General features: G+C 71.9%; 19 protein-coding genes. 7 read left to right on the top strand and 12 right to left on the bottom strand.

The features are described 5' to 3' along the window. Positions 1–31 precede the first annotated feature (31 nt). Entirely contained in the window at positions 32–721 is a 690-nt protein-coding gene (locus ACFV8H_RS24760) for a DUF4191 domain-containing protein (protein WP_380403697.1), read from the top strand. 126 nt (positions 722–847) lie between these two features. Here ACFV8H_RS24760 and ACFV8H_RS24765 read toward each other — a convergent pair whose 3' ends face one another. Further along, complete coding sequence (locus tag ACFV8H_RS24765; RefSeq protein ID WP_375892601.1) at positions 848–1,315, bottom strand: RDD family protein; 468 nt, start codon at positions 1,313–1,315, stop codon at positions 848–850. 352 nt (positions 1,316–1,667) lie between these two features. Between ACFV8H_RS24765 and glnA the strand changes: the two genes are divergently transcribed. Then, complete coding sequence (gene glnA / locus ACFV8H_RS24770; RefSeq protein WP_375892603.1) at positions 1,668–3,080, top strand: type I glutamate--ammonia ligase; 1,413 nt, start codon at positions 1,668–1,670, stop codon at positions 3,078–3,080. A gap of 102 nt (positions 3,081–3,182) precedes the next feature. Here glnA and ACFV8H_RS24775 read toward each other — a convergent pair whose 3' ends face one another. Further along, on the bottom strand, positions 3,183–4,271 hold the full coding sequence (locus tag ACFV8H_RS24775; protein ID WP_380403700.1) for a PP2C family protein-serine/threonine phosphatase: 1,089 nt from the start codon (positions 4,269–4,271) through the stop codon (positions 3,183–3,185). A gap of 181 nt (positions 4,272–4,452) precedes the next feature. Further along, the gene (locus ACFV8H_RS24780; RefSeq protein WP_380403703.1) at positions 4,453–5,670 is read right to left on the bottom strand and encodes a cytochrome P450; all 1,218 of its coding nucleotides are present in this window, start codon (positions 5,668–5,670) and stop codon (positions 4,453–4,455) included. Positions 5,671–5,861: 191 nt separating this feature from the next. On the opposite strand from ACFV8H_RS24780, the gene ACFV8H_RS24785 reads away from it, so the two are divergent. Further along, positions 5,862–6,218 carry an arsenate reductase family protein gene (locus ACFV8H_RS24785; RefSeq protein ID WP_380403706.1) on the top strand — a complete coding sequence of 119 codons (357 nt, stop codon included), beginning with the start codon at positions 5,862–5,864 and terminating at the stop codon, positions 6,216–6,218. A gap of 37 nt (positions 6,219–6,255) precedes the next feature. Here ACFV8H_RS24785 and ACFV8H_RS24790 read toward each other — a convergent pair whose 3' ends face one another. Next, on the bottom strand, positions 6,256–6,726 hold the full coding sequence (locus tag ACFV8H_RS24790; protein WP_375892610.1) for a pyridoxamine 5'-phosphate oxidase family protein: 471 nt from the start codon (positions 6,724–6,726) through the stop codon (positions 6,256–6,258). A gap of 137 nt (positions 6,727–6,863) precedes the next feature. Here ACFV8H_RS24790 and ACFV8H_RS24795 point away from each other — a divergent pair, with 137 nt between their 5' ends. Together ACFV8H_RS24795 and ACFV8H_RS24800 are read left to right on the top strand one after the other, a co-directional pair. Beyond that, complete coding sequence (locus ACFV8H_RS24795; RefSeq protein ID WP_380403709.1) at positions 6,864–7,421, top strand: DUF1697 domain-containing protein; 558 nt, start codon at positions 6,864–6,866, stop codon at positions 7,419–7,421. Positions 7,422–7,579: 158 nt separating this feature from the next. Beyond that, a complete protein-coding gene (locus ACFV8H_RS24800) occupies positions 7,580–8,125 on the top strand; it encodes an FHA domain-containing protein (RefSeq protein WP_380403712.1) in 546 nt (181 codons plus the stop codon). 87 nt (positions 8,126–8,212) lie between these two features. On the opposite strand, the gene ACFV8H_RS24805 is transcribed toward ACFV8H_RS24800, so the two are convergent. Further along, positions 8,213–9,175: a DUF1152 domain-containing protein gene (locus ACFV8H_RS24805; protein ID WP_380403715.1), complete on the bottom strand. Its 963-nt coding sequence runs from the start codon at positions 9,173–9,175 to the stop codon at positions 8,213–8,215. Positions 9,176–9,244: 69 nt separating this feature from the next. Here ACFV8H_RS24805 and ACFV8H_RS24810 point away from each other — a divergent pair, with 69 nt between their 5' ends. Beyond that, entirely contained in the window at positions 9,245–9,886 is a 642-nt protein-coding gene (locus ACFV8H_RS24810) for a DUF6891 domain-containing protein (RefSeq protein WP_380403718.1), read from the top strand. A 46-nt stretch (positions 9,887–9,932) separates the two neighbouring features. Here ACFV8H_RS24810 and ACFV8H_RS24815 read toward each other — a convergent pair whose 3' ends face one another. The 3 genes from ACFV8H_RS24815 to ACFV8H_RS24825 form a co-directional block, all read right to left on the bottom strand. Further along, complete coding sequence (locus ACFV8H_RS24815; protein ID WP_380403720.1) at positions 9,933–10,358, bottom strand: hypothetical protein; 426 nt, start codon at positions 10,356–10,358, stop codon at positions 9,933–9,935. Between the two features lie 284 nt (positions 10,359–10,642). Beyond that, a complete protein-coding gene (locus ACFV8H_RS24820; protein WP_380403723.1) occupies positions 10,643–11,434 on the bottom strand; it encodes a hemerythrin domain-containing protein in 792 nt (263 codons plus the stop codon). A 169-nt stretch (positions 11,435–11,603) separates the two neighbouring features. Beyond that, the gene (locus ACFV8H_RS24825) at positions 11,604–12,665 is read right to left on the bottom strand and encodes an alpha/beta hydrolase (RefSeq protein WP_375892620.1); all 1,062 of its coding nucleotides are present in this window, start codon (positions 12,663–12,665) and stop codon (positions 11,604–11,606) included. A gap of 445 nt (positions 12,666–13,110) precedes the next feature. On the opposite strand from ACFV8H_RS24825, the gene ACFV8H_RS24830 reads away from it, so the two are divergent. Beyond that, positions 13,111–13,863, top strand: a complete 753-nt coding sequence (locus ACFV8H_RS24830; RefSeq protein WP_380403726.1) for an SDR family oxidoreductase — start codon at positions 13,111–13,113, stop codon at positions 13,861–13,863. Between the two features lie 81 nt (positions 13,864–13,944). On the opposite strand, the gene ACFV8H_RS24835 is transcribed toward ACFV8H_RS24830, so the two are convergent. The 4 genes from ACFV8H_RS24835 to pulA all read right to left on the bottom strand — a co-directional run bounded on the left by ACFV8H_RS24835 (position 13,945) and on the right by pulA (position 24,885). Beyond that, on the bottom strand, positions 13,945–14,166 hold the full coding sequence (locus tag ACFV8H_RS24835) for a hypothetical protein (RefSeq protein WP_375892623.1): 222 nt from the start codon (positions 14,164–14,166) through the stop codon (positions 13,945–13,947). A gap of 114 nt (positions 14,167–14,280) precedes the next feature. Continuing rightward, the gene (locus tag ACFV8H_RS24840) at positions 14,281–16,032 is read right to left on the bottom strand and encodes a carbohydrate-binding module family 20 domain-containing protein (RefSeq protein ID WP_380403728.1); all 1,752 of its coding nucleotides are present in this window, start codon (positions 16,030–16,032) and stop codon (positions 14,281–14,283) included. 279 nt (positions 16,033–16,311) lie between these two features. Then, the gene (locus ACFV8H_RS24845) at positions 16,312–18,642 is read right to left on the bottom strand and encodes a M4 family metallopeptidase (RefSeq protein ID WP_380403731.1); all 2,331 of its coding nucleotides are present in this window, start codon (positions 18,640–18,642) and stop codon (positions 16,312–16,314) included. Between the two features lie 687 nt (positions 18,643–19,329). Beyond that, complete coding sequence (gene pulA, locus ACFV8H_RS24850) at positions 19,330–24,885, bottom strand: pullulanase-type alpha-1,6-glucosidase (RefSeq protein ID WP_380403733.1); 5,556 nt, start codon at positions 24,883–24,885, stop codon at positions 19,330–19,332. Positions 24,886–25,083 lie beyond the last annotated feature (198 nt).

Genomic DNA, 25,083 nt, shown 5'->3' on the forward strand with positions numbered 1-25,083 from the left:
TCCCGTACCCGTGCCACGTACCATGAGCGTTATGGCGAGGGAAACATCCGAGAACCCCGGACGGCTGAAGCAGATCCGTCTGGCGTACACCATGACCAAGAAGGTCGACACCAAGATCGGCCTGATCATCGCCGGCGTCGGCCTGCTGACCTTCGGCGTGTTCCTCGCCATCGGCTTCGCGATCGACCACCCCATCTATCTGGGCATCCTGGGCTTCATCGTGGCCGTCCTGGCCATGGCGATCGTCTTCGGGCGCCGGGCCGAACGCGCCGCGTTCGGGCAGATGGAGGGGCAGCCGGGCGCCGTAGCTGCGGTGCTGAACAACATCCGGCGCGGCTGGAGCTCCAACTCCACCCCGGTCGCGGTCACCCGCAGCCAGGACGCGGTCTACCGCGCCGTCGGCCGGGCCGGCATCGCGCTGATCGGCGAGGGCAACCCCAACCGGGTGCGCCAGCTGCTGGCCTCCGAGAAGAAGAAGATGGCCCGCGTGGTCGGTGACATCCCCGTGCACGACATCGTGGTGGGCACCGGCGAGGGCGAGATCCCGCTCAAGAAGCTGCAGATCCACCTGATGCGACTGCCCCGCGCGATCACCGCCGCCCAGGTCACCGAGACCAACGACCGTCTGCGCGCGCTGGGCGACCTGCTCTCCAAGGCGCCGATCCCCAAGGGCCCGATGCCCAAGGGTGCCCGGATGCCCAAGGGCGGCCAGGCCCGCTGACCTCCCCCTCCGCTGACAACGCGGAACGGCCCCGTCCCGGAACCTCCGGGACGGGGCCGTTCGACGTTTCCGGCTTCTCTTCCTGGGGCTCCGGGGCTCCAGGGCTCCGCCGGCGCCGAACCCCCGCTAGATCCGGACCTCGACGGTGCCGACGGCCTTGTCGTGCAGACCCCGGGTGTCGCGGTCCCAGACCAGCGGCGGCACCACCAGGCACAGCAGCACGGTGCGCAGCAGGACCTGCGGGATGGTGGCGCGGCGCCCGTCCAGGCGGATCACCCGGAGGCCGAACAGCCGCTTGCCGAGGGTGGTGCCGGTGGTGGAGAGCAGCAGGACCGCGACCAGGAAGAAGAGCGGGAGGGTCCACAGGTTGGCCTCGGCGGTGTCGCCCTTGGCGAGCAGGCCGAAGGAGACCAGCGAGACCAGCCAGCCGTCCACGAACACGGCGCCGATCCGTCGGCCGGGGCCGGCGATCGAGCCGGGGCCCTCCTTGGGCAGTCCGAGGCGCTCGCCGCGGTAGCCGAAGTCGGCGCCCATCTTCTCGGCGGCCGCCTTGGGGCCGTCGATCCACGATCCCAACGCTTCTCTGGTGTCCACGAATCCACACTAACCGGGCTCACGCCGCGGACCGGCACCGGCTCCCCTCCCGGCGGGGCGCGGTCCCGGCCCCGAACCGGCCCCGAACCGGCCCTGGGACCGACCTCGTGGCCGACCTCGGACCGGGCGGGAACCGGGTGGCTCCACGACCGGGTGAATCCCGCTCACCGGGCTTACCTGTGGTCCAGACCATTTCTCGGAGGACCCCCAGGTCGGCGGGGCGATTTGCCCCGTCCCGTAGGCCTTTGCCGCCCATTCGGCGGTCGCGGTTAACATCTAGGAAACGAGCGGGTCACCGACTGGAAACGACCCATTCCTAGGGTGAGCCCAATTCGCGAGCCGAGGAGGATGGATGTTCAACAACGCCGCCGAAGTGAAGCAGTTCATCCAGGACAACGACGTGAAGTTCGTCGATGTCCGCTTCTGTGATCTGCCGGGCGTCATGCAGCACTTCTCCGTACCCGCGGCGACCTTCGATCCGTCCGAGACCCTGATGTTCGACGGTTCGTCGATCCGCGGCTTCCAGGCCATCCACGAGTCCGACATGGCCCTGGTCCCGGACCTCGCCACCGCACGCCTCGACCCCTTCCGGGTCGAGAAGCACCTCAACATCAACTTCTTCATCCAGGACCCGGTCACCGGCGAGGCCTACAGCCGCGACCCGCGCAACGTCGCCAAGAAGGCCGAGGCCTACCTCGCCTCCTCCGGCATCGCCGACACCGCGTTCTTCGGGCCCGAGGCCGAGTTCTACGTCTTCGACTCGGTGCGCTTCGACACCAGCGCCAACGCGTCCTTCTACCACATCGACTCGGAGGCCGGCGCCTGGAACAGCGGCGCCGCCGAGGGCGACGTGCGCGGCTACAAGGTCAAGTACAAGGGCGGCTACTTCCCCACCCCGCCGGTCGACCACTTCGCCGACCTGCGCGCCGAGATGTCCCTGGAGCTGGCCAAGTCCGGCCTGGAGGTCGAGCGCCAGCACCACGAGGTCGGCACCGCCGGCCAGGCGGAGATCAACTACAAGTTCAACACCCTGCTGCACGCGGCCGACGACCTGATGCTGTTCAAGTACATCATCAAGAACGTCGCCTGGCGGAACGGCAAGACGGCCACCTTCATGCCGAAGCCGATCTTCGGCGACAACGGCTCGGGCATGCACGTCCACCAGTCGCTGTGGACCGAGGGCTCCCCGCTCTTCTACGACGAGCAGGGCTACGCCGGGCTTTCCGACACCGCCCGCTACTACATCGGCGGCCTGCTCCGGCACGCCCCCTCGCTGCTGGCCTTCACCAACCCGTCGGTGAACTCCTACCACCGCCTGGTCCCCGGCTTCGAGGCGCCCGTCAACCTGGTCTACTCCCAGCGCAACCGCTCGGCCGCGATCCGCATCCCGATCACCGGCTCCAACGCCAAGGCCAAGCGCATCGAGTTCCGCGCCCCGGACCCGTCCTCCAACCCGTACCTGGCCTTCTCCGCCATGCTGATGGCCGGCCTCGACGGCATCCGCAACAAGATCGAGCCGCTGGAGCCCGTCGACAAGGACCTCTACGAGCTCGCCCCCGAGGAGCACGCCAACGTCCCCCAGGTGCCCTCCTCCCTCCCCGCCGTCCTGGAGGCCCTCGAGGCCGACCACGAGTACCTCCTGGCCGGCAACGTCTTCACCCCGGACCTGATCGAGACCTGGATCGACTTCAAGCGCACCAACGAGATCGCCCCGATCGCCCTCCGGCCCCACCCGCACGAGTTCGAGCTCTACTACGACCTGTAAGGGTCCCGGCCTCGGCGTGAGCGAGTCCCTGTAGGTCAGCTGATTGCTGACCTACAGGGACTCGCTTCGTGCGGCAGGACCGTCGCGCCGGGTGGTGCGGGGCTAGTCGGGGGTGAGGGCGAGGATGGCGAGGTCGTCGGCGAGGAGGCCGGCGTACTGGTGGACGTCCTGGGCCAGGAAGGAGACCACCCGGTCCGGTGCCGTGCTGCCCAGGGTGGCCAGGCGCGGGGCGAGGGGGTAGAAGGCGCCGGTGGAGTCGCGGGCCTCGCTGACGCCGTCGGTGTAGAGCAGGACGGTGTGCCCCGGGGGGAGGGCGACGGTCGTCGGCTTGGCGGGTTCGTCCTCGGGGCGGAGGTGGCCCAGGCCGAGCGGGAGTTCGTCGGTACAGGCCACCGGGGTGATGGCGCCCCGGCCCAGCAGCAGTGGGGTGGTGTGGCCGCGGTTGACGAAGTCCACGCAGTCGGTGCCCGGGCGGTACTGGAGCAGGACGGCGGTGACGAACAGCTCGTCGTCGCCGCGGTCGGCCGCGTCGCGCAGCACCGCGCGGTCCAGCTGGTCGGCGAGCTCGACCAGGCCCGGGGTGTCGTGGGCGGCCGCCCGGAAGGCGCCGAGCACGTCGGCGACGGTGCGGACCGCGCCGAGGCCCTTGCCGCGGACGTCCCCGAGCAGCACCCGGACGCCGAAGCGGGTGTCGCACACCTCGTAGAGGTCCCCGCCGACCAGCACCTCGGCCTGCGCCGGGCGGTACAGTCCGGCGACCCGCAGGCCGCCGGCCCGCTCCGGCACCGGCCGCAGCACCGTGCGCTGCAGCGTCTCGGCGACGGTGCGGGCCTGCAGCAGGGTGCGGTTCTGCCGGGTGCGCTGCCAGGACAGGGCGGTGCCCATCACCCCGGACAGCGCGGTGGCGATGTACACCCAGACGTGGTGCTGCTCGTTGACGTGGCCCGCGCGCAGGGCCAGCAGCAGCTGGAGGGCCAGCGCACCGCCCGTGGTGGTGGCGGTCAGCACCGGGCCGTAGCTGAACGCGGCCACCACGGGCAGGGCGGTGAGCAGGAAGCCGGCCGCCACCGCGTCCGGGACGACGGCCTCGGTGGCCAGGTCCAGGAGCAGCAGGACCACCGGCAGCCAGGGCACCCAGCGCGGCACCCGGGACTGCGCGACCGCGAGCTGCGGCGGGCGGGGGGCGGACACGGCGGGGGCCTCCTGACTGACCGGACCTGGGCGATTCGCCAGGAATGACCGGATTGGTCCCTCCATGCTCCCCCACGGACGCCCCCGTCACGAATGGCCGAACGTCCCTGGTTCCGGCGGCCGGACCGGGAGTGGACCGGCCGGACCGGGAGAGGACCGGGAGTGGAGGGTAGGGGCGCGGTCAGCGGAGGGTCACCGGCAGCGTCTCGTAACCGCGCAGCACCAGGCGGTCACGCCGGGTCGGGACGCCGCCCTGGGCGAGCCCGGGGAAGCGGTCCAGCAGGGCGGGCACCGCGAGCTCGCCCTCCAGCCGGGCCAGCTGGGAGCCCAGGCAGAAGTGGGTGCCGCCGCCGAAGCTGAGCGGCTGGCTGTCCGTGCGCGACGGGTCGAACACCGCCGGCCGCTCGTACCGGGCCGGGTCGTGGTTGGCCGCGCCGATCAGCAGGGTCAGCCCGCTGCCGGCCGGGACGGGCAGGCCCTCGACCGACAGGCCCTCCCCCAGGGCGACCCGTGCGGTGGCCTGGACCGGGGAGTCGAAGCGCAGCACCTCGTCGGTGAACCCGGCCGGGGTGACCGCGCCGCTGCGCAGTCCGGCGGCCACCTCGGGATGGCGGAACAGCAGGGCGAGGCCGTTGCCGAGCAGGTTGGTGGTGGTCTCGAAGCCGGCCACCAGCAGCAGCACCAGGTTGGCCAGCAGTTCGGTGCCGGACAGCCGCCCGCCGTCCTCGACGGCGATCCGGGCCAGGTCGCTGACCAGGTCGTCCTGCGGGCGGGCCAGCCGTTCGGCGATCAGCGCGGTGAAGTAGTCGGACAGCTCGTCGGCGGCCCGGTCGGCGGCGCCCAGCTCGTCGAAGTCCTGGGTGACCTCCAGGGCGACGGTCAGGTCGGAGGCGAGGTCGCGGAAGCGGTAGCGGTCCTGCTCGGGCACGCCGAGCAGCTCGCAGATCACCCCGACCGGCAGCCGGAAGGCGAAGGCGTCCATGAAGTCCACCGGGGAGCCGTCCGCCCCCTGCTCGGCCATCCCGTCCAGCAGCCGGCCGATCGCCGCCTCCACCGCGGGACGCAGGGCGGCGACCCGGCGGGCGGTGAACACCGAGGCGATCAGCGAGCGGACCCGGGGCTGGTCGGGGGCGTTGCGCTGGAGGATCGAGCGGCCGAACAGGGCGAGCGAGGAGTGCTCGGCGAACTCCGGGGCGAGGCCGGCCGTCATGTCGGCGGTCGCGACGCCGAAGGCGGGCGTGCGGAGCACCTTGTTGACCGCCGCGTAGCCGCTCACCACGAACATGCCGTCCCCGGCCGAGGCCACCGGGCCGAGCTCGTGCGCCCTGGCGTAGAGCGGGTACGGATCGGTCCTGACCTCCGTGGTCATCAGCTGCTCGATGATCGCGGCGCCGTCCATCTGGTGCTCCCCTCCGACGTGCTGGTTCCTGGTTCGTGAACAGCGGGCGGGCACGGCGGAGTTCCCACCGCAGACGAACCCGGCGGCGACGGACCGGGAGACGACCCGGGGACGGACCGGAGACGGACCGGGCCCCGGACCCGGCGGCGACGGGTCCGGGGCCGGGCGGCAGCGCGGATAGGCTGGTCGGCATGGAGATCTGGATCAATCCGCGGTGTGGCAAGTGCCGGTCGGCGCTCAACGAGCTGAACGCCGTCGGGGCGAAGTACACCGTGCGGCGCTACCTGGAGGACCCGCCGACCGCGGCCGAGCTGGAGCAGGTGCTGGAGCGCCTGGGCCTGGAGCCGTGGGACATCACCCGCACCGACGAGCCGATCGCCAAGGAGCTGGGGATGAAGGGGTGGCCCCGGGAGGCGGGCGAGCGGGCGCGCTGGATCGCGGCGATGGCCGAGCACCCCGTGCTGATCCAGCGCCCGATCATCACCGCGGACGACGGGCACGCCGTCGTGGCCCGGACTCCCGAGGCGCTCAAGTCCGTTCTGCCGTAGGCGTTCCGACCTGCCGTAGGCGTTCCGGGCCGATCGGTCAGTGGAGCTGGGTCCGCTCCACCGGCCGGCCCGGGTGCCAGTTGAGGACCCACAGGGCGTCGCCGTCCAGGCTGGTGTGCACCACCTGCTGGAGATCCAGCCGGAAGAGGTGGAACGGGGTGGGCGGCGGCTCCGGCAGGTCGGCCGCGAAGGCGGCGAGCTCGTTCTCGTCGGTGACCTCCACCGCGCGGCCGGAGAGCTTGGAGTCCCCGCCGGCCATGGTCTCGTCGCCCGGGTGGGCGTGCAGCGCGAACCGCGCGTCCCGCTGGAGGTCGCGGGCCTTGACCGCGCCGTACATCGACCCGAGCCAGGCGTCGGCCCCGACGAAGTCGACCTCCGACCCGCTCACCCGGGGTGAGCCGTCCTTGCGCAGCGTCGCCAGGACGTGGTGCTTGTTGGCGTCGAACCGGGCCCGTACCAGGGCCGCGAGTTCGGGTGCCTCGTGCTCGAAATCCTGCCAGGTAGCCATGGCGCCAGTCTGGCACCCGGCACCGACAACCGCCGGGTACGAACGGTTCCGCGCGAGGGGGTGCGGCGGGCGGGCGTTGTCGGTGGGCGGGCGTTGTCGGTGGACGCGTTGTCGGTGGGCGGTGCCAGACTGGCAGGGTGACCACGTCGAACGCCTCCACCCGGTACATCGCGTTCCTGCGCGCCATCAACGTCGGCGGCCGCACGGTGAAGATGGAGCGGCTGCGGGCGCTCTTCACCGAGCTGGGGCTGGCGGACGTCCGCTCGTACATCCAGACCGGCAACGTCTTCTTCCAGACCGACGAACCCGACCGGGCCGCGCTGACCGCGCGGATCGAGGCGCACCTGGAGCAGGCGCTCGGCTACCCGGTGCCGGTGCTGCTGCGGACGGTCGACGAGGTGGCCGCGCTGCTCGCCGCCGAGCCGTTCCGGGGCGTCGAGGTCACCCCGGACGTCCGGCTGGTGATCGCCTTCCTCTCCGAGCCGCTGCCGGCCGAGCTCGCCGGGCCGCACCGCTCGCCGAAGGGCGACTTCGAGGTGCTGGGCACCGATCCGGGCGCGGCGTACGTGGTGGTCCACCTCCAGGACGGCAAGTGGGTCACCAAGGAGATGTTCGGTAAGTCGTACCGAGGCGCGGTGACCTCCCGGTTCCTGCACACCACGGAGAAGATCCTGGCCGCTGCCCGGAAGGGCTGACGGCCCGACCGGACGGGCGGCGGACGGGCCGGAGGCACCCGAGCTCCGCGGGAACCGTGCAGGTGGAGCGGGCGTCTGTCGCTCAGTGAGGTACGAACCATGCGCCGGAACCGCGCGCGATCTGGACAGTCGAAGCCGGTCGAACCGACAATCGGGCCATGACGCAGCCTGAGCTCCCCACCGGCGCCGTCCGGCCATCCGACGCCGAACGGGACCAGGCGCTCGGGCTGCTCAGGGACGGCGCGGGCAGCGGCCGGCTGTCGCACGACACCTTCCTCGGCCGGATGGACATCGTCCTCCAGGCCACCAGCCGCGACGAGTTGGACGCCGCGGTGGCCGGGCTGCCCACCGGCGGGCCGGTCGAGCGCTTCGTCCTGCGGACGGTCGGCCGGGCCTCCGCCTTCGGCACCCGGCTGAACCGGGCCTGGCGCACCGAGCGGCTGCCCGGGCTGAGCCTGCCGCAGGCCGGGGCAGGACTGCTGACGATCGGCCGGATCCCCGGCTCGGGGCTGCGGCTGCACGACGCCTCGGTCTCCCGGAACCACGCCGAGTTGCGGCACGAGAACGGCGGTTGGGTGCTGTACGACCTCGGGTCGACCAACGGCACCCATGTGAACGGGCGGCGGATAGCGGGCGGGATCCCGGTACGGCCGGGCGACCAGGTGCGGTTCGGGAACCTGGAGTTCCGGCTCGCACCGCACTGAGCCGCCGGAGGCCGCTCCCCCACACCCGCTCCCCCACACCCACGCCCCGACACCCGTTGCCCGGTACCCGCTCCCCGACCCCCGGGGTCAGTGCGGGAACTGCCGGGGCGGCCGCTGGCTGGGCAGCTCGTCCCGGAACTCCTCGATGAGGGTGGAGATCTGGCGGGTCACCACGGTGTGCTCCAGCCGGTCCAGGTAGCGGTTCTCGGCGGCCAGCGCCTCGACCGTGACGCCGAAGTAGAGCGTCATCAGCGGATTGACGAAGAGCTGCCCGCCCTTGGTCCGCTCGGTGAACTGCACGTCGCCGAACTCGCCGCGCAGCGCGGCCGCCACCGAGCCGTTGACGATGCTGGGGTGCTCCGGGAAGGCGACCCGGGCGTGCTCGACGGCGTCCAGGTAGAGCGCGCCCTCCCGGCTGCCGCGCGGGATGGAGAAGGCGCCGAGGTAGCCGCCGGCCCGGTCGATCGCGGCGAGGTTCTCCAGCACCAGGGCGTGGTTGACGCCGTGGTGGGCGTCGATGCCGAAGCCCAGGCAGGCGACCAGCCGTTCCGGCACCTCCGACAGACCCGCCACCGCGGCCAGGCTCGCCATGTCCTCCTCGGGCGTGCCGAGTCCCGTCTCGTCGCCGCGCATCAGGATGTCGGTGCCGCCGTCCACCAGCAGGATCGCGTCCACGTCCAGGTGGGCGACCAGTGTGCGGTAGGCCTCGCGGAGCAGGCTGACGCCGACGGTCGGGAAGGCCCACACGGTGTCGGGCATCCCGTGCAGCCGCAGCCAGCGGGCCAGCGTGCGTTCCGGGAAGTAGCCCTCGGGGGCGGGGGTGTCGGGCCCGATCCTGGCCACGTCGGGCTGGTGCCAGACCTCGCCGGGCAGCCCGTAGAGGTGGGTGAAGGAGAGGTTGGCCAGGTGCACGTCCTTGCCGGCCGCCCGCAGGGCCAGGGCGATCGGGAGTCCGGCGTAGACGTCGAAACCGCCGCCGGCGCCGGCGATCAGAATGCGCTCGGCGGCCAGCAGCCGGGTGATCAGCGGGGGTTGCAGCAGAGAGGTCACCGCCGGACGGTAGCGCACGGGTGGTGGCCTCGGCCCGGAATTGTCAGTGCCGGGTGCCAGGATGCGGACATGACCCAGGATGCGGGCATGACCCGGGACACCGCGCTCACCTCCGACGTGCTGCTCGAAGCCCAGGAACGGGCAGGCGAGTTGATCCGGTGCGGCTTCCAGGAGCCGGACGAGATAGCCGAGTCCCTGGTCGAGGTCCTCGACGACCAGGGGCTGACGCAGGAGGAGGCGGAGCGGATCGTCGCTCCGCTGTGGGAGGAACGGCTCGCCGAGCAGGCCCACTGGCCGGAGTTCACGGACGTGGACCGGCTGGAGCGGGCCTTCGACCTCCTGGAGGACCAGGGCATCGTCGCGGCGATGGACTTCACCTGCTGCGCCGCCTGCGGCTACGCGGAGATCGGCGGCGAGGCGGACGAGGACTCGCGGGGCTTCGTCTTCTTCCACCAGCAGGACACCGAGGCGGCCGCGGCCGGGCGCGGGCTGATGCTGCGCTACGGCGGCTTCCGCACCGGGGAGGAGTCGGACGGAGCGGAGTCGGGCGGGGAGGAGTCAGGCGGGGCGGCGGAGCAGCGGACGGTGGAGATCGGCCGGGCCGTGGTGGCCGCGGTGGAGACGGTCGGCCTTCCGGTGGAGTGGGACGGCTCGCCGCACACGGCGATCCGGGTCGCTCCGCTGGAGTGGCTCAACCGCCTGCCGGAGTAGAGGCAGGAGGAGCGGCCGCGCGCCGGGGAGCGCTGCGGCGGAACGGTCAGCGGTTGACGTGGAGTTCGGCGTAGTGGTCGCCCTTGTCCGCCTTGCGCAGGGTCACCTTGACCCCGCCCACGGTCGACTCGCTGTCCTTGTCGACGGTCTTCTTGTCGCCGCCGATCGTCACTTCGGCGTTCTTGTCGGTGATGCGGCCGACGGTCATGTCCAACGGGTGGTCGCCGCCGAAGACCTTGACGGTCTTGGAGGCGTCGGCGCCGTCGGTCCGGACGGAGAGGGTGCAGCTGTTGTCGTCGAGGCAGAGGGCGACGCCGCCCTCGCAGGCGGTCAGTCCGGCGCCCAGGGTCAGGACGGCGGCCGCGGCGAGCAGGGCCGGGCGGCGGACGGCGGGCAGCAGGCGGCCACGGGTGCGGGTAGGGACACGGCCGCGGGTACGGGGTGCGGTGGGTGTGCTGCGGGCTGAGGTCATGGCTCCGACGGTAGGGGGTGCCGGGTCGGGCGCCATCGACCGCCGGCGGTACGCCTCCCCCGGTCGCAATCCCGGGGCGGGGACCACCTCGACCCCGAGACGGATGGGTCGAATCCCCTAGGGGGACAAGGGAGTTGAGGACGTCAGCCGAGGATCGGGCGGCAGCTCGGCTACGGCTCGGCAGCAGCTCGGTAACGGCTCCGACGCGAGTCGACCGCACGCCGGGCATATGTCTCCGGCACGTGCCACGCGCGTAGATCAACGGCCCGCGAAAGGACCGGCGCTCAGTCGACCAGGCTCCCCAGGCCGCCGCCGGCCACGCCCTCGCCCGCCGCCCCCCACAGCGGCGCGGTGCAGCGCTGGTAGGTCGCCTGCCAGTGCGGCCAGTTGCGGGCCACGTCGTCGTCGCACTCGGCCAGCAGCCGCTCGACCAGCACCGGGTCGACCCCGTCCAGCAGCCAGGCCAGCGCGTCCGCCGTGCCCGGGCCGTCCGCCCCGCGCAGCAGGTCGAGCAGTTCGGCGAGGCCGCCGAGCCGGGAGCTGTCGGCCACCACCCGCTCCATCCGGGGCAGCAGCTGCCGCTCCTCGATCCGCAGGTGGGTCTCCAGCCGGGCGGCCAGGTCCTCCATCGCGTAGGCGACCGGCCAGGCGCTGCCGGTGTCCCGGCTGGCGATCCGGACCAGCGTGGTGACCCGGGTGAAGGAGTGGTCCAGGTTGTGGTGGTCGGCCTCCAGCCAGTTCAGCAGCAGGCGCAGCTCGGGCGCGAAGCGCCGCACGATCGGCCAGATCCGGGTGTCCTGCTGCTCGTGGTGGCAGGTCAGCATGGCGGTCATGAAGGTCCAGTGCCGCAGCACGGCCTCGCCCTTGTCCTCCTCCTCGGGCTGGAGCAGCCGCAGCGCGTTGGGCAGCCGCGCGAGGTCGCGGCGCAGGGCCGCGTGCACCAGCCGCAGGCCGGCGAACCGGACGGTGACCGGCTCCTCGTCCGTGGCCGGCCCGTACGCGTCCCGGGGGTCGACTCCGGGCTCCGCCTGGGCGGGGACGGAGACGGCGGGCGGGGGCAGCAGGTGGATCGGCATGGCACTCTCTTCACGGCTGGTGAGGGCGGAGGAGGCGGCCGGTGAGGACCGCCCCATCCAAGGTGCCCGCAGTCGATCAGAAGCGAATCAATGTCCGATTGACGCGCAGGTCACGGGCCTGCGCGGGGGCGGGGGCGGCTGCTGCGGCCGCCCCCTCCCGGGGCCCGGATCACTCCGAGGCCGGGCCCTCCAGGTTGGCGCTGAGCCACTGCAGGGTGTCCGGGATCATCTTCTTGAAGTCCGAGGTCAGGTGCTTGCCGCCGGGCTGCTCGTAGTACTGGATGGTCACCGGGGCGACGGCCTTGGCCACCCAGCTCTTGACCAGGTCCTTCTCGTAGCCGTTGGCCCCGCCGGCGGTGACGTACATCTTCACGTCGGCCTTGCCCTGGGTGATGAGCAGGTTGGGGTTGTTGGCCGCCTTCTCGGCGTCGTGGCCCTTCCACAGCCCGGAGTCCGGGACGAAGTAGCCGTCGATCGGCACGGCGGCCTTGTAGACGTCCGGGTACTGGAGGGCCATCTTGGCGCTGCAGAAGCCGCCGGTGGAGGCGCCCATCACGCCCCAGCTGTCGCGGCCCTTCAAGGTGCGGAAGTTGGCGCGGACCCAGGCCGGGATGTCCTCGGCCATCCAGGTGCCCATCTTCGGCTGGCCCGGGATGTCGGAGCAGTCCAGCGCGTTCTTCTCGTCGCTGTTGAAGTTCTGCACCGGCATGATCATGATGAACGGGTGGGCCTTGCCCTGCTTGGCCAGCTGCTCGTCCGCCTCCTGGATCGGCAGCTGGTTGTCGGTCCAGGTGTTGTAGCCGTTGCTCTGGCCGCCCGCGTAGAGGGTCAGCACCGGGAAGCCGGTCTTGGCGAACTTGGGGTCGTTGTACTCGGGCGGCAGCCAGACCCAGACCTGGCCGGTGACGCCGGACTTCGCGCCGGTCACCTTGGTCATCATGATCGGGCCGGCGCCGGTGTCCCGGACCTTGTTGAGGCTGGCGGCCGGGCCGGTCGGCATCAGCACCTTCCCGTTGCCCGGGGTGGGCTGGTCGGCGGTGGGCGTCCCGGGGACGGCGCTGCCCGTGGCGCTCGCGCCGCCCGTGCCGGTGGTCGCCGCCGGGGTGCCGTCGGCCGAGGAACCGTTCCCCTTCCCGCCGTCGGACCCTCCGCAGGCCGCGAGCGAGGCGGCCAGGGTGAGCACGGCGGCGCCGGTCAGGACGGCACGGGAACGGGACGACTGCCTAAGCACGGTGAGGACTCTCCGACCGATGTCGCGCCCGGTCCGTCTGACCGGGCGGCGGCCCCCCGGTGGGGCCGGACAGGCCCGGGGGCGCGGGCGCTGTGCGGTCCCCGGAGCGGTGGTGCGCCGTCCGTCGCGGAAGGGCACCTCCCTGCGATCTTATGACGTGGCCCGGGGCGGGCCGGTTGCGAGGTGGCCACCGGAAATCCAATGTTTGTTCGCGATCAGGTAAAGGTCTTCACCGTGCCCGCCGGACGGCGGGGGTCGCCCGGCGGGGAGCACGGGCGCCGGCCCGGCCGGCCGTCCGGGTTTTGGATGCTTTGCCCAGTGACGGTGGCCCACGCATCCGGAACGATCGCTCCGGCACGCTCTTCGACCGGATCCGGGAAGAGTGTGACCGTACCGGTACCGAACCGTCGAGCCGTCGAGCCGTCGAGCCACCGAGGAGAGCGCCATGCTGGAGCAGATCGCCGTCGTCACCGGAGCCGGGAGCGGCGTCGGCCGGGCCGTGGCGGTGGAGCTGGCCGCAGCCGGCTGGCGGCTGGTGCTGGCCGGGCGCCGGGCCGAGCAGCTGCACGCGACGGCCGCGGCCTTCCCCCGGGGCGTGCTGCCCGCCGACGTGGTGCCGACCGACGTCACCGACCCGGCCGCGGTGGACGCGCTGTTCGCGACGGCCGTCGGACACCACGGCCGGGTGGACCTGCTGTTCAACAACGCGGGGACCTTCGGCCCGGCCGTCCCGGTGGACGAGCTGGCGGTCGAGGACTGGCGGGCGGTGGTCGACCTCAACCTGACCGGCGCCTTCCTCTGCGCCCGGGCCGCCTTCCGGCAGATGCGGGCGCAGTCCCCGCAGGGCGGCCGGATCATCAACAACGGCTCGATCTCCGCGCACGTCCCGCGCCCGCAGTCGATCGCCTACACCGCGACCAAGCACGCGGTCACCGGCCTGACCAAGTCGCTCTCGCTGGACGGCCGCCCGTACCGGATCGCCTGCGGCCAGATCGACATCGGCAACGCGGCGACCGACATGACGGCCGCGATGAGCGCCGGGGTGCGGCAGGCGGACGGCCGGATCGCGCCCGAGCCGACCATGGACGTGGCGGACGTGGCCCGCACCGTGCGGCACATGGCGGCGCTGCCGCTGGAGGCCAACGTGCAGTTCGCCACCGTGATGGCGACGGCGATGCCGTACATCGGGCGGGGCTGAGGCCCGCCCGCCGGAGCGCCCGTCCTCCAGCTCGCCCGCCCGCCGGAGCGCCCGGCGGCGGGGTGCCCGGCGGCGGGGCACTCACTCGTCGTGCGAGTGGCGGTACCGCAACCCGCAGCCCCGCCGCTCCAGCCGGTAGACGCTGGTGGTCGGCCAGTACTCGCCGTCCTCCACGACGGGCAGTTCGGCGCGCAGCACCATCCGCAGGGCGGGCGGCGGGGCGGTGGCGTGGACCCGCTTGCGGTGGCCGTCCCAACGGCCGCCGCACAGTTCGAGGTCCAGGACGAGGGGGGTGGCTCTCATCCCGTGATGGTGCCAGCGCCGCCCCCGCCCGGGAGGTTCGGGACGGCGCGGCCACTCACACGGGGGACCCCCGTCAGCCGTGGGCTGACGGGGGTCCCAGGTGCGGGCAGGGTGCTACGGCCGCCAGGTGTCGTTCAGGGTGACGTTCCCCGAACCCGGCACGGTCGCCGCCCTGTTGGCCCCGGACTCCCAGGTCACCGCCCCGCTCGCGTCCTTGCGCAGGTACTTGTACTGGAAGGAGGTGCCGGCCGGCAGCGAGAGCGCCAGCGACCAGACCGGGTACCCGGCCGAGGACAGCGGCAGCGCCTTGGCCGGGTCCCAGCCGCCGAGCGCCGCGGCGTCACCGACCACGTACAGGTTCTGCCCGTACGAGGTGGTCGCGTTGACGTTGAAGGAGGCGCCGGACACCGCCGTGCCGGGCTGGACGTACAGCGCCACCGCGTCGCCCGCGCCGACCGTTGCGGTGAACTGCCCGTTGGAGCCCACCTGGTAGGTCGGGCCGGTGCAGCCCCCGCCGGGCTGCGGGTCGCCGTGCTGGACGTCGCAGTACGTCCCGGCCGGCAGCCCGGTCTGGAAGGCCTGGGTGATCGCGCCGCTCTCGTGGTTGATCGCGACGTAGCCCCGGTTGCCGCGGCCGAAGGCGATCGCGTTGTTGCCGTTGGACCACCAGCTGGTCACCCCGGTGCCGGCGACGGCGTTGCGGAAGCCGACCATGTTGGCGATCTGCCGCCAGGCATGGGTGCAGTTCCAGCCGTCCTGGTAGCAGGCGTTGACGGTGCCGCCGTTGGGCGGGCCGTCGTCGTTGCCGGTGAAGCCGTAGCCCGAGTAGACGTTGGGCGAGCCGTAGGTCGAGGCCAGCAGGAAGACGTTGGCCAGGGTGTAGGTGCTGCCGTAGGTGTAGTTGAGGGTGGAGCCGTTGCGCTCGGTGTCCCAGTTGTCGACGAAGCTGCGCGCCTGGTCGCTCGGCAGGTAGCCCCAGGAGGCACCCCAGGTGCTGAGGCTTGCGAGCTTGTCGGCGGTGAAGACGCGCTTGAGGTCGGTGCCGACCCGGAACTCGTCGACGTCGCCGTTGCCGGTGTACTCGGTGGGCTGGACGGGCTCGCCGGCGCCGTAGATGACCTCCTGCACCCAGTAGGCCTTGGGGTTGGCCATCTTGGCCTTGATCGCGGCGAGGTCGGTGGCGGCGATGTGCTTGGCGGCGTCGATCCGGTAGCCGTCGACGCCGAGCGAGCCGAGGTCGTCCAGGTAGTGGGCGATGGTGCTCCGGACGTAGTCGCTGCCGGTGTCCAGGTCGGCGAGGTTGACCAGCTCGCAGTTCTGGACGTTGCCGCGGTCCTGGTAGTTGCTGATCGGCTGGCGGCAGGTGTGGAAGTCCTGGTCCTGGTACGTGCCGGGGTAGTTGTACTTGGTGTACGCGGTGCCGCCGGTGCCGGTGCCGCTGCCGGCCGTCATGTGGTTGACGACGGCGTCGGCGATCACCTTCACCCCGGCCGCGTGGCAGCTGTCCACCATGTTCTTGAAGGACGTGCGGTCGCCGAGCCGTCCGGCGATCTTGTAGCTGACCGGCTGGTACGAGGTCCACCACTGCGGGCCCTGGATGTGCTCCTGGGGCGGCGACACCTCGACGAAGCCGTAGCCCTTCGGGCCGAGGGTGGTGGTGCAGGCCTGGGCGACCGAGTCGAAGCGCCACTCGAAGAGGGTGGCGGTGACGTCCTTGCCGTTGTTCGCGGGCGGGGCGGCCTGCGCGGCGGGGGCGCCGAGGGCGGTGCCGAGCGAGAGGGCGAGCGCCGCCGAGGCGGCGAGCGCACCGGCCGTGCGGGCGGGCCTGCGGGTGCGGGCGGGCCTGCGGGTGGGGGTGGTGACCACGTTGTCTCCTGGGGGTGGCTGGGGTGGGGCAGCCGGGGTGAAGTCTGCAAGAAGCTTCTGTAACTTGCCGGAAACTTGCAGCGCTGAACCTAGGGCGACCGGAACAGGCCGTCAAGGTCCCAGGAGATTCGTTTCTGCATCGACACGGAGCGGAGCACCACCGGAGCACGACCGGAGCACGACCGGAGCACCACCGGAACACGACAAGGGCCCGGCGGCCGTAGCCGCCGGGCCCCTCACCTGCCCTGGTTCACCGGTCCCTCAGGAGCCGGTGCGACCTCAGCCGGTCTGGACGGAGGTGTCGTCGATCACGAAGCTGGTCTGCAGCGAGGAGTCCTCGGTGCCGGTGAACTTCACGGTGACCGTCTGGCCCGCGTAGGCCGAGAGGTCGAAGGTGCGCTGCTGGTAGCCGGCCGCGGCGTCCACGTTCGAGTAGGTCTTGAGCGTGGTGCCGTTGACCGAGACGGCCAGCTTGTCGTACGCGGTGCTACCGGTCTCGGCGGTGTCGATGTGCAGCCAGAAGCTCAGCGTCGCCTTGCAGCCGGCCGGGATGCTCACCGTCTGGGACAGCGTGTCGGTGTGGGTGCTGCCGTAGCCGTCCAGGTACGCCTTCCAGCTACCGCCGTGCGACGGCTCGGACGAACCGTTGTCGATCACACCGCTCGAAGCCGTCCACGGCGACGCCGTCCCGGTCTCGAAGCCCGGGTTGCCGAGCAGCTGCGCCGGGGTGCAGGAGCCGCCGCCACCACCGGTGACCGTCCAGGTGAAGCTGGCCGTACCGGACTTGCCGGCCGAGTCCTTCACCGTGACCGTCACGTTGGAGCTGCCCGCGGCGGTCGGGGAGCCGGTGATCGCACCGGTGTTGGCGTTGATGGCCAGGCCGGCCGGCAGCCCGGTGGCCGAGTAGGACAGCGGCGCCGTCCCGCCCGAGGCCTTGATCTGCAGGTTGACCGAGCCGCCCACCGCGGTGGACTGGTTGCCCGGGCTGGTGACGGTGACGCCGCCCGGGTTGGGCAGCGAGCCGACGTTGACGGCGGCCCAGGCGGTGGCGACCGCGTTGTACTCGGCGCTGTTGGCGCCGTACAGGTCGGTGGCCGCGTTCAGGGTCGCGGTGCGGGCGGCGGCGTAGTCGGTGGTGGAGGTCATGTAGGCGGTCAGCGCCTTGTACCAGACCTGCAGCGCCTTGTCGCGGCCGATGCCGGAGACGGTGATGTTGTTGACCGTCGGGCTGTTGTAGTTGAAGCCGTTGATGGTCTTCGCGCCGCTGCCCTCGGACAGCAGGTAGAAGAAGTGGTTGGCCACGCCGGACGAGTAGTGCACGTCCAGGTTGCCGACGCCCGAGTACCAGGAGTCGGCCGAGGTGCCGTCCTTGGAGGGCTTGTCCATGTAGCGCAGCGGCGTGCCGTTGCCGTTGATGTCGATCAGCTCGCCGATCAGGTAGTTCGGCGGGTTGGCGGGCAGGTTGGCGTAGAACTCGACGCCGGTGCCCATGATGTCGGAGGTCGCCTCGTTGAGGCCGCCGGACTCGCCCGAGTAGTTCAGGTTGGCGGTGGCCGAGGTGACGCCGTGGCTCATCTCGTGGCCGGAGACGTCGAGTTCGGTGAGCGGGTGGGTGTCGCCGCTGCCGTCGCCGTAGGTCATGCAGAAGCAGCCGTCGTCCCAGAACGCGTTGACGTAGCCGGTGTCGTAGTGCACCCGGCTCATCGCGCCGACGCCGTCGTTCTTGATGCCGTTGCGGCCGAAGTTGTTCTTGTAGAAGTCCCAGGTGACGGCGGCACCGTACTGGGCGTCGACGGCCGCCGACTCGCGGTTGCTGGCCTGGCCGTTGCCCCAGGTGTCGGAGGACTTGGAGAACAGCGTGCCGTTGCCGGAGGTGCCGTTCTTCATGTCGGTGGTGTACTGGCCGCCGCGGGTGGCGTCCTTGAGCGAGTAGGTGGAGCCGCTCTGGGTGGTGGTCAGCGGGACGGTGCCGACGAAGACGCCGGTGCCGGAGCCGCGCTTGATGCCGTCCGCCTTGCTGAGCACGGCACCGGTCTTGGCGTCGGTGACGACGTGCAGCTTGCTCGGGGTGCCGTCCGACTCGCGGCCGTTGACCACGGTCTCGTAGGCGAGCTTCGGGGTACCGTCCGCGGCCCAGACGACCAGCCGGGGCGCGCCCTCGACGGTGCCCTGCTCGGCGGCGAGCGCGGCCTCCTGGGCCTTCGGCGCGGCCAGCGCGGGGGTGGTGCCGACGCCGGCGAGGTTGGCCTCGCTGGCCTTGGTCACGCTCTTGGTGGCGCCGGTGGCGTCCTGGTGGACGATCAGGTCGCCGCCGAGGACGGGGAGTCCGGCATAGGTGCGCTCGTAGCGCAGGTGGCGAGCGCCGTTGGCGTCCTGGACGACGTCCTTGGTGACCAGCTGCTCCTTGCCGTCCAGGCCGAGCGCCTGGGCCAGGGAGGCGGTCTGCTGGTTCGCCGAGGTGATCAGCGCGGCCCGGCTGGCCTGCTGGTTGGCGACGGCGGTCGGCGCGTCCGGGGCCGCCTGCGCGATCACCGGTATGCCGGTGACCAGCAGTGCGGTGGTGGCGGCCATGACAACCGCTGCCTTCCGGACGTGGGCGTGACGTGACATGCGGACTCCTTTTCCGACCGGCGGACCGGGTGGATCAACCCGGCGTGCACGGTGGAGAGAACCTGGGCCGCGGTTGCGGCGCAGTGGGGGCCCCCGCCGGGTGCAACGGGGGTGCGGTTGCCGTGCTGTGCATGGCGTTGCGTGTGCGTCGGCGTTGCAGTGCGGTGCGGTGCGGTGCGGTGCTCGCAAGTCGTGCAGGTTCGTTGCAAGGTCGGGAGGCGCTGCACCTGAACTCGGACAGCTGCACCGGGGGGTGGGGCCCCCTCGTCTGCAGCCGGAGGAATCGTGGCAGCAAACGCGCCGTTAATGACAGATGCATGCCACCGATTGGCCGATTAATTACCGAAACCGTATGCACGACGCTTAGTCAGTTGTGTTACGGCATGACGAAGTCTTGAACACGGTTTTCATGCCCTTGGCAAAGTTCGATCACCACCGGAGGTGACTGACCAGCGGTCAGGGCCGGTGCCCGCCCCGGCCGGGGCCCGGCAGCGCCGCACCGGGGCGGCACGTCACACTTCCGGCCGTGCCACCGCCGGTTTCCGGCCATTCCCCGGCCGGAACGGAACCGGGGCCCGCACCACCCGGCCGGAACGGAACCGGGGCCCGCACCACCCGGCCGGAACGGAACCGGGCCCCGCTCCGCCCGGACGGCGGTGCGGGGCCCGGGAGCCGGGGCCGGCGGGATCAGCCCTGCACGAACACCGCCACGGTGCGACCCGGCACGGTGAACGTGCCGGTGGCCGCGTCGAAGCCGGACTGCTGCACCACCCGGTCCACCCCGCCCGCCTGGACGGGGTGCAGCGCCTGGCTCGTCCCCTTCGCGGCGGCCACGGTCTGCGCCTGCGTGGCGGGCGTGGCGTTGATGACGACGGTGATGCCCTTCGCCGCCCCCGCCAGCCCGGTGCCGTCCAGGTGCAGGGTGATCACCCCAGGCGTCTCACCGGGCGTGCCGGAGAGCGGGTACGACAGCCGCTGCTGGACGTCGGCCAGGGTCGGCAGCGAGAACAGCGGCGAGGACTGCTTGATCCGCAGGAACTCCTGGAACTGCGCGGTGGTCGCCCGGATGTCGGCCGCCCCCACGGTCAGCCGCGGGTTCGCCAGCAGGGACTTCGCGGTCGGCCAGAGCTCCTGGTTGTCCTTGGCCGGCGGCAGGCCGCGGCCCCAGCCGTTGCCCTGCGAGGCCCCCGTCAATGGATCGGGCCAGTGGATCGCGTTGAACCAGTCCCCGGAGTCGTAGGAGTTGGAGTCCAGCGACTTGGAGCGCAGCAGGTCGCTGCCCGCCTGGGCGAAGCCCGCGCCCTGGGTGAGCGCGGTCAGCGACAGTCCGAGCGCCTGCATCCGGGCCCGGTCGGCGGGCGCGGTGGTGGTCGGCAGTTTGTACGCGAGCGCGTCGAACAGGTCGGTGTTGTCGTGGGCGTCCACGTACTCCACCGCCTCGCCCGGCTTCGCCGCGTACCCGGTCGGGGCGCCGTTGTAGTCGACCTGGGCCCCGGTGACGGTCTTCCCCGAGCTGTCGGTGAAGGAGTAGCCGGCCAGGTTGCCGGTGAGGCCGACCTTCAACTGGTCCATCTGGTGCAGCAGTCGGGCCTTCTGCTCCTGCGGGCTGCCGTTCGCGGGCGAGCCGTTGGGGTCGGTGTACAGGCCCGAGGCGAAGCCCTGCTGCGGCGCGGAGCCGAGCATGAAGTTGCCGCCGCGGGCGGCATCGCGGAGCCGGTCGTCGAAGGTGGCGATGCCGGTGCCGGCCATGTTGGCCTGGGTGGCCTGCGGGAACCGGGCGTCGTTCGCGACGGTGCCGAAGTTCCAGCCCTCGCCGTAGAGGAAGACGTTCCTGCCGTCCACGCCGTCCGACTCGGGCGTCATCCTGCCCAGCGCCGCCTGGACGTCCAGCATGGTGGACTTCGGGTCCAGGCCCATCAGGTCGAAGCGGAAGCCGTCGACCTGGTACTCCCGGGCCCACAGCGTCACCGAGTCGACCACCAGCCGGTTCATCATGGCGTGTTCGGGCGCGGTGTCGGCGCAGCAGCTGTCCGTCGTCACCTTGCCGTCGGCGTCCAGCCGCTGGTAGTAGCCGGGCACCACCTTGTCGAGCACCGAGTGGTCGGCCTGGCCGGCGGCGGCGGTGTGGTTGTAGACCACGTCCAGCACCACCCGCAGTCCGGCCGCGTGCAGCGCCTGGACCATCTGCCGGAACTGCACGGTCCGTGCCGTCCCGTTCGGGTCCGTCGCGTAGGACCCCTCCGGCACGTTGTAGTGCAGCGGGTCGTAGCCCCAGTTGTAGGCGTCGTCGGCGGCCACGGCCGCCACGCACTCCTGCTGCTTCGGGCCGTCCGGGGGGAGGGACTTGAGGTCGCAGGCGGGGAGCTTCTGGTCCGCCCGGTTCTCCCGGATGGTGGCGATGTCGAAGGTCGGCAGCAGGTGCACCGTGGTCACCCCGGCCTTGGCGAGGTCCCGCAGGTGCTGCATCCCGGCCGAGTTCGACTCGGTGAACGCCAGGTAGGTGCCGCGCTCGGCGGCCGGGACGGTGGTGTCCTCCACCGAGAAGTCCCGGACGTGGAGTTCCTGGATCTGCTGCTGCGCGGGCGGGACGGCCTTCGGGCGGGCCTGGTCGTCCCAGCCGGCCGGCTTGAGCTCCTTGGCGTCCAGGTCGGCGACCAGGCTGCGCCGGGAGTCGGTGGAGAGTGCCACCGAGTACGGGTCGGTGACGGTGTTGACCACCACCTGCTGCACCGAGGGCGCCCAGACCTTCACCTGGTACAGGTAGTACTTGCCGTCCAACTCCTCGCGGTCCCGGACGACTTCCCACACCCCGGTCTCGTCGTCCAGCTTCATCGGCAGCGTCCTCGGGGTGCCCCCGGTGGCGCTGTCGAAGACCTGGACGGACACCTGCTGGGCGGTCGGCGCCCAGAGCGAGAGGGCGACCTTGCCGTCGTAGTGGGCCGGGCCGAAGTCCACCTTGCCGGTGCGGCGGGCGTACAGGTCGTCCAGTACGCCGGGGGTCTGCACCCCGGTGCCGGCCGGCACGGCGCCGCTGGGCAGGTGTTCGGTGAACAGCAGCTGGCTGCGCAGCGCCGCCGGGACGCGGGCGGTGTCCCGGGCGTCCACGGTGAAGGCCCGGTAGCCCGCCAGGTGCGGGTACGCGGCCTTCTGGGCGTCGGTCAGCCCGCCCGCGACGGGGGTGAGGCGGATCCACTTCCCGGGCTTGGTCAGCACGCCCTTGTCGGCGCGGATGCCGCCCTCGGGGTCGTAGACCAGCTGGGCGCTGGTGCCGCCGGCCAGGGCCTGGTCGGTGGCGCCGTAGTTCGCCGGGACGACGACGGTCCGCGCGTCGATCCACTGGGCCTTGGCGCTGCCGAGGTCCAACTGCGAGGCGGCGGCCGGGTTCTGCGGCAGCAGGTAGCCCTCGCGGCCGCCGAGGATCCACACCTCCTTGCCGTTGACGGCGAAGTCCAGCGACTGGTCGGCGGGCAGGTCCTTGTCGTTGCCGTTGTGCAGGATGTAGCTGAGGCTGGTCGCCCCGGGGGCGAGCGGCACCTCGAAGACGGCGCCAAAGGCGTCGCGGCGCACCGGCAGCAGCGGCTTGCCCCAGTCGGTGGGGGCGGCGGCGCCGGTCCAGTCGTGCAGACCCCAGCCGTCGTAGGTGCCGTCGGCCCGGTTGTAGTGGATGACGGCGGTGTTCGCGGGCTGGGTGTTCGCCGGGCCGGGGTTCGTGGTGCGGACGGTCGGGTCGCCCTGCTTCAACCACACCTCGCCGCCGCTGCCCAGGTCGAGGTGGCGGTCGGCGTCGACGTCCTTGACGCCGTTCTTCTCCACGACGAAGCCGAGGTCCGAGGCGCCGGGCTTGAGCCGCACGTAGGCGAAGGCACCGTACGCGTCCCGCCCGGTGAAGGGGTGCCCGGCCGGCCAGGTGGTGCCCTCGCCGTCGGCGAGGTCGCCCCAGGCGTACAGGTTCCAGCCGTCGTAGTCGCCGTCCGGCCGGTTGTAGTGGACGACGGCGTACGGGCGGGCGCCGGCGGTGGGCACCGGCTGGGGAGCGGGGGTGCCGGTGGTGAAGCTCGCGGTGGTGGAGCGCAGGTGGCCGCTGGAGTCCTGGAGGACGGCCTTGTAGCGCACCACCGTGCCGGGGGCGGCGGCGCTCAGGTCCTGGGTCACCGCGAAGAGTCTTTGGCCGTCGGAGCCGGACGTCCCGGTGTCGGCGGTGCCGAGCGTCCGCCACGGCCCGTTGCCGGTCTGCGCGGCGAACGTCACGCGGTTGAAGCCTCCGCCGTCCGCCTTCGCCCCGATCGTCACGAGCCCGGTCGAACCGTCCGCCGGCGGTTGCACCGACAGCTGCGGCGCGGCGGCGACCGGCGCGAGCCGGGCGCCGGCCTTGAGGACGACGGAGGACAGTGCCGGAACGGTGACGGTCACCTTGCGGTCGGCGCCGCTGGTGATCCGCGGTCCGGCCGCGGGGTAGACCGGGTCGAAGCCCATCCCCGCGGAGAAGGTGTCCAGCGTCGCGGTCTTCGCCTCGGTGGCGTTGTTGACCGCCACCAGGTACTCGACCTGCTGCCCGGCGTCGATCCGGGAGAAGGCGTACACGCCCGGGCCGTCGGCGGCGTAGCGCTGGATCTGCGCCCCGTCGGCGAGCGCCGGGTTGTCGCGGCGCAGCTTCGCCAGGCCGGCGATGCCCTGGTAGAGCTCGCCGCCCTGCCCGTACCGGTCGGCCGCCCCCGAGGGGCCGCCGAGCACCCGGTCGGCGTTGTAGGAGGGCGTCTTCGAGGCGAACATGTCCTGCCGGGCGTCCTTGTCGCCGCCCGCGCCGGTGAAGCCCTGCTCGTCGCCGTAGTAGACGACGGGCTGACCGCGGGTGAGGAACTGCAGCTCGTTGCCGAGCCGGTCCTTCTTGAGCAGGGTGGCGTCGTCGGCGCCCGGGTTGTCGGCGAGCAGGAAGGAGCCGAAGCGGCCCATGTCGTGGTTGCCGAGGAAGGTCGGCAGCTCGTAGGCGTCGGTGTCGGCGCCGGTGTAGCGGTAGTCCTGGCCGTAGACGTCGGCGAGGTTGCGCGCCGAGCCGCCCTGGGAGACGTACGAGCGGGCCGCGCCCTGGAACGGGAAGTCCAGGGTGGCCTGGAGCTTGCCCTTGGTGACGTAGGGCGAGGTGACGGCCGGGTCGCCGGAGTAGACCTCGCCGAACATGAAGAACTTCCGGTTGCCCTGCTTGGCGGCGAAGTCCTTGAGCGCGGGCGCCCATTGCTGCCAGAAGGCCATGTCGACGTGCTTGACGGTGTCGATCCGGAAGCCGTCCACCCCGGCGTCCTTGACCCACTGCTGGTAGACCTGCTCGAAGCCCTTGACCACCCGGGGGTTCTGGGTGTCCAGGTCGTCCAGGCCGTTGAAGTCGCCCTCGGTGGCGGACTCCCCGACGAAGGTCGAGTCGCCCCGGTTGTGGTAGAGCGCCGGGTCGTTGAGCCAGGACGGGGTCTTGGCGGTGGCGTCCGCGGGCTTGCGGAAGACCGGGGTGTAGGGGAAGGAGTCCTTGGTGATCTTCGGCCAGGGGGCGCCCGCGGCGGCGATCGCGGTCTCGTCGACCGGGTTGCCGTCCGCGTCGAGGGTCGGGTAGGCGCCGGTGGAGCGGTAGGAGTGCTGCTGCTCCGCGTCGTCGACGACGTCGGCGGTGTGGTTGGTGATGACGTCGAAGAAGACCTTGATGCCGCGCGCGTGCGCCTTGGCTATCAGCTCCTTGAGCTGGTCGTTGGTGCCGAAGTGCGGGTCGACCTGGGTGAAGTCGGTGATCCAGTAGCCGTGGTAGCCGGCCGAGGCGTCGGCCCCGCTGCCCTGCACCGGCTTGTTCTTGAAGATCGGGGCCAGCCAGATCGCGGTGGTGCCGAGGTTCTGGACGTAGTCGAGCTTCTGGATCAGGCCGGCCAGGTCGCCGCCGTGGTAGAAGCCCTTGTCGGTCGGGTCGAGGCCGTTGTCCAGCCGTCCGCCGCTGATGCCGCCGGTGTCGTTGGCGGTGTCGCCGTTGGCGAAGCGGTCGGGCAGGACGAAGTAGAACTGCTCGCGGGTGAGGTCGTGCCGTCCGGCGGTGGCCGCCAGGGCGGCGTCCGAGGGCGGGGGCGGCGGCGCCGCGGCGAGGGCCGCGGGGGCGCCGCCGAGGGTGGCGGCGGTCAGCGCGGCGGCCAGCAGGACGGCCGTGCGGCCGGGTCTGCGGGCGGGTCCGCGGGGAGGACTGCTCCGTCGGGGGCGGAGCGGCGTATCGGCCACTGAGGGGCTCCCTTAGGGGAAGGGGCGATCGATTTCCCAGGAAGCTAGCGGCCTGCAATCTATTTCAGCAAGATGCAGAAAGCGTTTCGGCCCGGAAAATTCCAGGCCACCGGCCCGCCCGGCCACCCCGGTTACGCTCGAACGGCCGAGCGCGTAACAATGGGACGTATGTCCGTCCCACCGGTAAGCACCAGACCC

The sequence above is a fragment of the Kitasatospora sp. NPDC059827 genome, from assembly GCF_042731675.1.
Classification (GTDB): domain Bacteria; phylum Actinomycetota; class Actinomycetes; order Streptomycetales; family Streptomycetaceae; genus Kitasatospora.